This window comes from Enterococcus sp. DIV1368d (assembly GCF_050542975.1).
In the GTDB taxonomy this organism is placed as follows: Bacteria; Bacillota; Bacilli; order Lactobacillales; family Enterococcaceae; genus Enterococcus_D; species Enterococcus_D casseliflavus.
The window spans coordinates 3,574,107-3,583,732 of the sequence record NZ_CP172939.1 but is presented as its reverse complement, the minus strand read 5'-3'; the positions used below and the strand labels follow the sequence as shown (position 1 = coordinate 3,583,732).

Below are 9,626 nucleotides of genomic sequence, written 5' to 3'. Positions count from 1 at the left end.
AAATTGTCCTCCTATAACTAAGAATAGATATAACTAAAATAGCACGGATTGAAAAAGTTTTCCACAGATTACGATAAAAAAGGTTAGAAAAAAATACTTTTCCACAAAACGGGATAAAAGAAAAATGGAAATGCACATGTTCGAAATTCGACTATCCACAGGTAGAAAAAGAATGTGCATAACTATAAAAAAATCTCCTTTATCCACAGATCGATGTGAAGATCACGCCTTGATAACACTAGGTTTTAGGGTAGTTATCAACAGTTAAAAAAGTGATTGTGGAAAACTTTTCTACAGGCTGTTTGTTTGTGGAAAAAGCCAAAATAACTCTGGGGAAAAAGTTATCCACAAAAATTGACTATAAACAGCAAACCCACACAAATCAAAGGGATTGTGGATAAAGAATGCCTGATTTTGAGCAAACTTCTTATTGACAAACTAGTACTTGACTCGTTATACTATCAAAGTATGTCTGTGCGCATAAGCATTATCCTGATGGAGGTGGAAATAAATGAAAAGAACGTATCAACCAAATAAACGTAAACGTCAAAAAGTTCACGGATTCCGTAAACGTATGAGTACAAAAAATGGACGTCGTGTTTTAGCTAGCCGTCGTCGTAAAGGCAGAAAGGTTATTTCTGCGTAAGCCACTGAATGCCAGTGGTTTTTTTTTATGCCGTTTTTGCGGAATATAGTGTCTGACTTTTGGCAAATATGGTATTATTGACAGGTGAGTGGTTACGGATTCAATCCGTTTCGCGAAGCTTAATTGAAAGAAGTGAAGGAACCGAAGATGAGAAAATCCTATCGAGTAAAAACAGAGCAAGATTTTCAAAAAGTTTTTCAGGCAGGAAATTCTTTTGCAAATCGGAAGTTCGTGGTGTATGTCTTACCTAAAGAGCAATCACATTTTCGAGTTGGTTTATCTGTAGGGAAAAAAGTCGGTAATGCAGTGAAGCGAAATGAGATCAAGCGCAAGATCCGTGCAAGTTTAACGGAAATGAAGCCGCGAATCGAACCAGCGGTCGATTTCATCGTGATCGCCCGTCCAAGTATCGCCACTTGTTCCTCAAAGGAAATCTACTCGAATTTAGAGCATGTCTTAAAACTTGCCAAAATTATTCATTAATGGAAAGGAATTAGTTACGTGAAAAAAGGGAAACGCGTCTTACTATTTTTGGGAGTTCTCTCATTAGTAGTTGTCTTATCTGCCTGCGGTGCAACAGGTGAAGTAAATGCACAAAGTACTGGTCTATGGGACCGTTACATCGTTTATTATTTTGCAGAGGCGATCAAAGCCCTCTCCTTCGGCAATGCCGGGATCGGGATCATCCTCTTTACATTGATCATTCGGGTCATTTTGATGCCGTTGATGCACTTCCAAACCAAAAGCATGCGCAAAACGCAAGAATTACAACCGAAGTTAAAAGCGCTGCAGCAGCAATATGCGTCAAAAGATACAGAAACACAAAGCAAGTTAAAAGAAGAAACACAACGTTTGTATGCGGAAAACAATGTCAATCCTTATGCCGGCTGTCTGCCATTATTGGTACAAATGCCGATTTTGATGGCCTTGTGGCAATCGATCTCACGGGTTCCTGCTCTGCAAGAAGGAAAATTCTTATGGCTGCAGCTGGGTGATCGTGACCCATACTTCATCTTGCCGATTTTAGCGGCGCTCTTTACTTTTGCAAGTACTTACTTATCAAGTATGAGCCAAGTGGAATCAAATGCGAGTCTGAAAATCATGAATTTCGCTATGCCGATGATGATCTTACTGATGGGGATCAACATTGCCAGCGGTCTTTCCTTGTACTGGGTCGTTTCCAATGCATTCCAAGTTGTGCAAACAATGATCTTAAATAACCCATTCAAGATTCGCCAAGAAAGAGAAGAAGCTGCCCGCAAAGAACGCGAGCGTGAACGTGCGCTGAAAAAAGCAATGAGTCCTAAAAAGAAACGGAAAAAATAAGAGGAGGTTGCACTGCAATGCCGATTTATGAAAATCTGACAGTAGATGAAGCAATTCAAGAGGGATTGCAAGTCCTTGGTATCACCAAAGATCAAGCAGTAATCGAAGTCCTGGATGAAGGAAAAAAAGGCTTCTTGGGTCTAGGAAAAAAACAAGCACGGGTCTCCATTGAAAAACGAATCGTTGAAGAACCGGCACCCGTTGAAGAAGTACCAGCAAAACCGCTGGTAGAACCAGATCCTGTGACGACAGAGGATGCAAGCAGTGTGATGGAAGCAGCAGCGAGCGAACCTGTTTTGCTGACGGATCTTTCAGATGAGGAAGCGCTGGCTCAGCTGGGACTCTATCTGACAAATATTTCAAAAGCATTGAATGCACCCGCCTTAGTAAAAACCGCTCGTCAAGACGGCGTGATCGTCTTTCATTTAGAAACGCAAAAACAAGGCATTTTGATTGGGAAGCACGGCAAAACCTTGAATGCACTGCAATATTTGGCGCAAGTGTATATTCACCGCATCGCGAAAAACAAATTGTCGATTGTAGTGAATGTCGGAGATTACCGTGAAAAACGTCAAGCGATCTTAGAACGTTTGGCTAGCCGTACTGCTGAAAAAGTCAAACGAACAGGCCGCCCAGTCTTTTTAGAACCGATGCCGGCGTTTGAAAGAAAGCAGATCCATTCAGTTTTGAGTAAAGATGCGTATGTTCAAACTCATTCTGAAGGGGATGAACCGTATCGCTACTTAGTAGTGGAACCTGCGGACAAACGAATTTAATGAAAAAGGGAAAGGCGGTCTGACAAGCCTTTCCCTTTTTTGATGGGAAAAAGCGATTGACAACAAATTTAAAACCAAGTATCCTTGACTAGAAATCATTCTTATCAAAGTCAACATACGTTACGTAGGTCAGCCTTTGGTATCAAAAAAGAGTCCGTATGCCGCGGACTCTTTTTTGTATTTTTTTGATGATAGAGGTAATTAGCCGCCGATGGTTGATTGAGTAAATTGAACCACTGTACCATAGGCAAAGATCTCAAGGTAGGTTTTGTCGCCTTCGACGATGCGGTCATGTTCGAAATGACAGTTGATCACTGCATTCGCTCCGTAGCTGTGGGCGGTTTCTTTTAAGCGATAGGTCACATCTGCCAACAGGTCGTTCAAATTCACAGATGTATCAAATAGATCTACTTCGATTTTGTCTGCCGCAAAGACGATATCCCGCACGACGTAAGGCCGATTCACGTTTCCTGTCGATAAAATGATTTCTTTAATGCGAGCAGCGCTGTTTGATGATTTGATGGTTTCCATAATAGATCCCTCTTTTCTTATTCTTTGCTTTTATTTTAAAGGTTTTTGCGGACAGATGCAAAATTTAAAAGTTTTTGAAGGAAGCTTGCGACTCACGCAAAAATGTGCTAATCTATTTCCAGAATTTAATTGACAAGCAGTCAAAGTGCTAAGTCTACTCGTTTTTATTGATTTTCAATCAATTTGACGGGTGGAGTGGGCACTTTTTTTATGTGAAAAAATAGGAGGAGCAAGCAACATGGCGAATATAACGCAAGAATTTGATACGATTGCCGCGATTTCCACCCCGTCAGGCGAAGGGGCCATCAGTATTGTGCGATTAAGCGGGGAAGAAGCGATCGCAATTGCGGATCGGATTTTTCAAGCAGGCACTAAAACCCTCGCCCAAGTCCCTAGTCATACGATCCATTATGGTCATATCATAGACCCAGAAGAAAACCGTTTGATGGATGAAGTGATGCTATCAGTGATGAAAAAGCCGCGGACCTTTACCCGAGAAGATGTTGTCGAGATCAACTGCCACGGCGGGATCGTTGTCGTCAATCAACTCTTGCAGCTGGTTTTACGACAAGGCGCACGGTTGGCTGAGCCGGGAGAATTCACCAAGCGGGCCTTTTTAAACGGACGGGTTGACCTTTCTCAAGCCGAGGCGGTGATGGACTTGATTCGTGCCAAGACCGATAAGGCGATGAATCTCGCTGTCAATCAGCTGGATGGCAATCTTTCCCACTTGATTCGGACTTTACGCCAAGAGATTTTAGAGACGCTGGCACAAGTTGAAGTGAATATCGATTACCCTGAATACGATGATGTGGAAGAATTGACGACCCGCTTATTGTTAGAAAAAGCCACGATGGTCAAAGGGCAGATCCAAGCCTTATTAGCGACTGCCCAACAAGGAAAAATTTTGCGAGAAGGTTTGAGTACCGCGATCATCGGTCGGCCGAATGTCGGTAAATCCAGCTTATTGAACCATTTATTAAGGGAAGAAAAAGCCATCGTGACAGACATTGCTGGTACGACTCGAGATGTTATTGAAGAGTATGTCAATGTTCGCGGGGTACCGTTGAAACTGATCGATACGGCTGGTATCCGCGAAACAGAAGATGTCGTTGAGAAAATCGGGGTCGAACGCAGCCGCAAAGCACTGGCAGAAGCGGAGTTGATTTTGCTGGTTCTCAACCAAAGCGAAGGATTGACCCAGGAAGACAAACAATTGCTGGAGCTGACTGCTGGCAGCCGTCGGATCATCTTATTGAATAAGACCGACCTTGAGCCAAAATTAGCACCCGCTGAGCTAGCGCAGTACGCAGCAGATGAACCGATTTTTTCTGTCTCTGTGTTGACCAACGAAGGCTTAGATCAACTGGAACAAGCCATTGCCGATCTATTCTTTGGGGGGAAGACCACTGATAAGGATGCTTCCTATCTTTCTAACACTCGCCACATTGCCTTATTAGAAAATGCCGTTCAGTCGTTGTCTGAGGTCATCCAAGGGATCGAAGCAGGAATGCCTGTCGACTTGGTTCAAATCGATATGACACGCTGCTGGGACTATCTAGGAGAAGTTGTCGGCGACAGTGTCCAAGATGAGTTGATCACCCAATTGTTCAGTCAGTTTTGTTTAGGAAAATAAAGAATGCGCCACTGGCGTAAAAAGGAGAACACCATGCAAGAATATCAAGCAGAAAGTTATGACGTGATCGTTGTTGGTGCCGGCCATGCCGGATCAGAAGCTGCCTTAGCAGCCAGCCGAATGGGAGCAAAAACCCTCTTGCTGACCATCAACTTAGACATGGTCGCATTCATGCCTTGTAATCCCTCCGTCGGCGGACCAGCAAAAGGCGTCGTGGTGCGCGAAATCGATGCTTTAGGCGGAGAAATGGGCAAAAATATCGACAAAACCTACATCCAAATGCGGATGCTCAATACAGGAAAAGGTCCCGCTGTGCGGGCCTTGCGGGCGCAAGCCGATAAACATGCCTATGCGGCTGAAATGAAACGAACGATCGAAAAAGAAGCCAATCTGACACTGCGCCAAGGAATCGTTGAAAAGCTGATCGTTGAAGAAGGCGAATGCCGTGGCGTCGTGACCTCTACAGGCGCTCGTTACCAAGCCCAAGCTGTAGTGATCACTGCGGGAACAGCGTTGCGAGGAGAGATCATCATTGGAGAGTTGAAGTATTCTTCTGGACCAAACAACTCCCAGCCATCGATTGGACTAGCCGATCATTTGAAAGAGCTTGGCCTAGAGATCGCTCGTTTTAAAACGGGTACACCACCGCGGGTGAAATCCAGCACCATCAACTATGAGGTAACGGAGATCCAGCCTGGCGATGAACAACCGAATCACTTTAGTTACAGCACACCCGATGAAGCCTACAATCAAAACCAAGAACCTTGCTGGTTGACCTATACGAACGAAGGGACGCACCAAATCATCAACCAGAATTTACACCGGGCGCCGATGTTTACAGGGATCGTTGAAGGAGTAGGTGCCCGTTATTGCCCATCTATCGAAGACAAAATCGTGCGTTTTGCAGACAAATCTCGTCACCAACTGTTCTTGGAACCAGAAGGGTTGAACACCGAAGAAGTGTATGTTCAAGGGCTTTCTACTTCTATGCCAGAAGATGTCCAAGTCCAAATGCTGCATTCCATCGCAGGTTTAGAAAAAGCGGAAATGATGCGGACGGGCTACGCCATTGAATATGATGTCGTGGTGCCTCATCAATTGCGTCCAACATTAGAAACCAAAGTCATCGAAAACCTCTTTACGGCAGGACAAACCAACGGAACCAGCGGCTATGAAGAAGCGGCCGGTCAAGGCTTGATCGCAGGCATCAATGCCGCTTTGAAAATTCAAGGCAAAGATCCCTTCATTATGAAACGCAGCGACGGTTATATCGGTGTGATGATCGATGATTTGGTGACCAAAGGAACCAATGAACCTTACCGCTTATTGACCTCTCGTGCCGAATACCGCTTATTGCTGCGTCATGATAATGCGGATCTGCGTTTGACCGAAGTGGGACATCAAATCGGGCTCGTCCCAGAAGCACAATACGAAGCGTATGTAGCGAAAAAAGAAGCTGTTGAAGCAGAAATTAAACGTTTATCTAAGATCCGCATCAAACCAACGCCAGAAGTACAAGCGTATTTGACTGCTAAAGGGACGGCTACCTTGAAAGATGGCGTTTTAGCCAATGAATTCTTGCGTCGGCCTGAAGTGACGTATGCCGAAATGCTACAATTTATCGAAGCCAATGAAGCATTGAAGCCAAAAGAGATCGAACAAGTCGAGATCCAAATCAAATACGAAGGCTATATCAAAAAAGCTCTCGAAAAAGTGGAGAAACTCAAACGGATGGAAGCCAAACGCATTCCTGAAAACATCGACTATGCCGCTATCAATGGCTTGGCAACAGAAGCCAAACAAAAACTGCAAAAAATCCAACCCGAAACCATCGCCCAAGCGAGCCGTATCAGCGGAGTAAACCCAGCTGATATCAGTATTTTGATGGTGTATATCGAGCAAGGGAAGATTGCAAAAGTCGAAGCTTAAAGGATTGATATTAAAGGATTAAGGGGTAAAAAGGTATTCTCATAATATTTTTTGATTCCGTTTTTGACCTCGCGTATCATCCGTTCATGTCAGAATCAAATAATTCGACTGTTTCATTTTGCCGATTTTTTGATACTTTAATATAAATGTCCATGGTTGTTTTAGAAGAAGAATGTCCTAGCCTATCTTGTACATCTTTTACTTGAGCACCTGCTTCAAAGAGAAGGGTAGCATGAGTGTTTCTAAAGCCATGGGCTTTGATTATCTTCATATCTGGGAACTTCCGTGCTACTTTATCTATGACATGGTTAGGGTAGCCTTTGTAAAGGAAGTTCCTTTTCTATTCCCTTTGATAGTGCTGATTACAGGTTGGATAAATCAATAATTAAGTAGTAATAATTATAGTTAAAAATATTATTTAATATCCGGTTTTGCTTAATTAACATGTTATGGGTAATTGTTTTGATGGGAAATATCGGGAGAAGTTTTGTTTATTTTGATTAGTGGAAAGTTCATATCAAACATTTTATTTGATAGTTACTATAATGGGTTTTATGGATACTGGGAGTCAACGGATGTTTTAACAGGTGGAAGGCAGTTTAAAAAATGAAAAGAAAATATTGTACTAACTGAATTCGGAGGGTGAGCAGATTAAGTATGGCTTAAGGAAATATGGTTTAGACTATCTCATCTACAAAGAAGATATACCTCAGACGTCATTTATATATAGTATAATTACGTCAAAAATAGAAAAGTCAAGTCCAAATGGGGAGACAGATGTTCTTTACATTACTGGTGAAGACATGAAGTATTCTCATAAATTGCTGATCTATAAAATATATAAAAATGAGTCTAAGTTTAAAGAAAGTAATATACATATAAAAACTATTCTGACTTGTTTAGTTGGTCTTTCAATAGGGAAAATATTATTTGAATAGATGGGATATGGTTTATTACTACTAAAAGAAAATAAAAAAAGTCTACTTTTTTGTTGCTAGTTTGTTTGAAATTGGATATAATTTTTTTGTAGACATATTTGATTTATCTACATTGGGTAGGTACAATCGGGTATAAATAGTTTTTTAAATCGAGAAAGTTGATAACGATTTTTCCACTTTAGGTGGGTTAATCATTATCAACTTTCTTTAGTTTTTTAAATCACCGTGTATTAGCAAATCGTAAGCAAAAAACAACTTTCGGATGAAGCTTTTAAGATTTTGCTGTTTGTATTGGCAGGCCTCTTCAAACATACTTAGGGCTTCATTTAAAATATAAGTTTTTAGCTCTTCTTTATCAAATTCTTTAATATTGTAAGTAATTAAGTTAATTTTCGTGCCCATTGAAAAATTAGTATCTAATATATCTGATATGGATGAGAAACTTTGTTTACAGTTATTCGGAACAGATTCTGTAGTCTTTTCTAAAGTCCCTAATAAATCAATTTTCTTTAATATTTTTTCTTTACATTCATCAGAGATTTCTAATTTATTAATATCTTCATTTTTAATATAACGGGCAAATGGTGTTCTTGTACTCGGATTCTCTTTTGCGATAAATTCCAATGCTACCGTAGGCATAATATCGTGTTCTTCTTTTAGATAGTCTTTTATATAACTTATTAGGTCGGGGAATACATACATGTATTTTCTATTTCCTAATGCTACGACTATGGGTTTCCCATCTTGGATTTGTTGTTCGATACTTTCCAACTGTGTTGAGGAAACAAGAACAGCATCTAGATTTCCTGAAGCCCCGGCAGTATCCACAATTTTTCTAATTACTTTTTGATACTTTCTAACTTCGTAGGGAGTTAAGCCCTCATCAATTTGACTTACTTTATTAAATATCTCTGAATAATTATCTGTACTCACTAAAATATACCCAATATCTAATATTTCGTCTCGATTCATCTGTTCTATAACTTCTTGTTGATTTTTTTGATACTCAACGATAAATATTCTGTTGGACGATTTTCTAACATCTTCTTTCGGTAGTTGAGAAGCGAAGTCTTTTAAGAGCTTCCTCACATTTCTGTCAGTAAGAGAATAACCTAAAAATAAAATAGGAGATTCTATCATGTTCGAAAGAATTTTTGCACTTATTAGTATAGAATTTTCATCATATTTTACATAATCTTCTTGATTGATTATTATTGATTTTGGTTGGCTTACATCTCCGTGTATTTTATATAGCTCTGACCAATCAATAGTTTTATCGAAAAAACCATTTTGTCCTACATAAACTTTTGGATGAATATTTTTTTTGCTTAAAAGAATTTCTGTTAATGTATCATAATTAGTAGTAATTATAACCCTAGCTTTAGCAAGGAAATTAGTATAGGCTTCTAACTCATCTTCAAATCCTGAGTTAAATTCTAAAAGCTTAAACCGATTAGATAGATCGAATTTGAAAGGAGAGATTTCTTGATTGTATGCAGTATCTATGTCTAAACCCTCTATTGTTAATTCTTCTTTGTAAAACATGTCTTCATACTTCTTTTCAATATAAGAAGCTACTAAAGTATTAGCGTAAAAATCTTTCTCATCTGGATTTAAATCAGACTTATCTAATGATTTTTTTGTACTTCTCATATGAGAATAAAAATTTTCTTTTTCTCCTATTTTTTGCCAGTATTCTTTTAATAATTCATCCCATGCTGGGAAATTTTTTAAGTACCGTTTGGACATACCCGATCCAATAAAAATTATCGGATAACTATTATCTCGCACTAAATCGCTTAACAATAAAATACACCTCCGTATTATGTTTTATCATAATTTAG

The 9,626-nt window shown here is 40.1% G+C and carries 8 protein-coding genes and 1 pseudogene; 6 read left to right on the top strand and 3 right to left on the bottom strand.

From position 1 onward, the window contains the following. The first annotated feature begins 511 nt into the window (after positions 1 to 511). The 4 genes from rpmH to jag all read left to right on the top strand — a co-directional run bounded on the left by rpmH (position 512) and on the right by jag (position 2,748). The gene (gene rpmH / locus IGJ44_RS16920) at positions 512 to 646 is read left to right on the top strand and encodes a 50S ribosomal protein L34 (RefSeq protein ID WP_002356012.1); all 135 of its coding nucleotides are present in this window, start codon (positions 512 to 514) and stop codon (positions 644 to 646) included. Positions 647 to 793: 147 nt separating this feature from the next. Beyond that, positions 794 to 1,129, top strand: a complete 336-nt coding sequence (gene rnpA, locus IGJ44_RS16915) for a ribonuclease P protein component (RefSeq protein ID WP_015510644.1) — start codon at positions 794 to 796, stop codon at positions 1,127 to 1,129. An 18-nt stretch (positions 1,130 to 1,147) separates the two neighbouring features. Further along, entirely contained in the window at positions 1,148 to 1,972 is an 825-nt protein-coding gene (locus tag IGJ44_RS16910) for a YidC/Oxa1 family membrane protein insertase (protein ID WP_010748469.1), read from the top strand. A 17-nt stretch (positions 1,973 to 1,989) separates the two neighbouring features. Then, positions 1,990 to 2,748 (top strand): RNA-binding cell elongation regulator Jag/EloR, encoded by a 759-nt coding sequence (jag, locus tag IGJ44_RS16905; protein ID WP_081116711.1) that lies wholly within the window; start codon positions 1,990 to 1,992, stop codon positions 2,746 to 2,748. A 201-nt stretch (positions 2,749 to 2,949) separates the two neighbouring features. On the opposite strand, the gene IGJ44_RS16900 is transcribed toward jag, so the two are convergent. Next, positions 2,950 to 3,279, bottom strand: a complete 330-nt coding sequence (locus tag IGJ44_RS16900) for a heavy metal-binding domain-containing protein (protein ID WP_005226284.1) — start codon at positions 3,277 to 3,279, stop codon at positions 2,950 to 2,952. 238 nt (positions 3,280 to 3,517) lie between these two features. On the opposite strand from IGJ44_RS16900, the gene mnmE reads away from it, so the two are divergent. Together mnmE and mnmG are read left to right on the top strand one after the other, a co-directional pair. Beyond that, positions 3,518 to 4,915 carry a tRNA uridine-5-carboxymethylaminomethyl(34) synthesis GTPase MnmE gene (gene mnmE / locus IGJ44_RS16895; RefSeq protein ID WP_167826581.1) on the top strand — a complete coding sequence of 466 codons (1,398 nt, stop codon included), beginning with the start codon at positions 3,518 to 3,520 and terminating at the stop codon, positions 4,913 to 4,915. Positions 4,916 to 4,948: 33 nt separating this feature from the next. Further along, the gene (gene mnmG / locus IGJ44_RS16890) at positions 4,949 to 6,844 is read left to right on the top strand and encodes a tRNA uridine-5-carboxymethylaminomethyl(34) synthesis enzyme MnmG (protein WP_167826580.1); all 1,896 of its coding nucleotides are present in this window, start codon (positions 4,949 to 4,951) and stop codon (positions 6,842 to 6,844) included. Positions 6,845 to 6,920: 76 nt separating this feature from the next. Here the strand turns inward: mnmG and IGJ44_RS16885 are convergent. Together IGJ44_RS16885 and IGJ44_RS16880 are read right to left on the bottom strand one after the other, a co-directional pair. Beyond that, positions 6,921 to 7,213 (bottom strand): annotated as a pseudogene (locus IGJ44_RS16885) (tyrosine-type recombinase/integrase); the annotation flags it as partial. 776 nt (positions 7,214 to 7,989) lie between these two features. Continuing rightward, positions 7,990 to 9,588 (bottom strand): SIR2 family protein, encoded by a 1,599-nt coding sequence (locus IGJ44_RS16880; RefSeq protein WP_430605993.1) that lies wholly within the window; start codon positions 9,586 to 9,588, stop codon positions 7,990 to 7,992. Between the last annotated feature and the right edge of the window lie 38 nt (positions 9,589 to 9,626).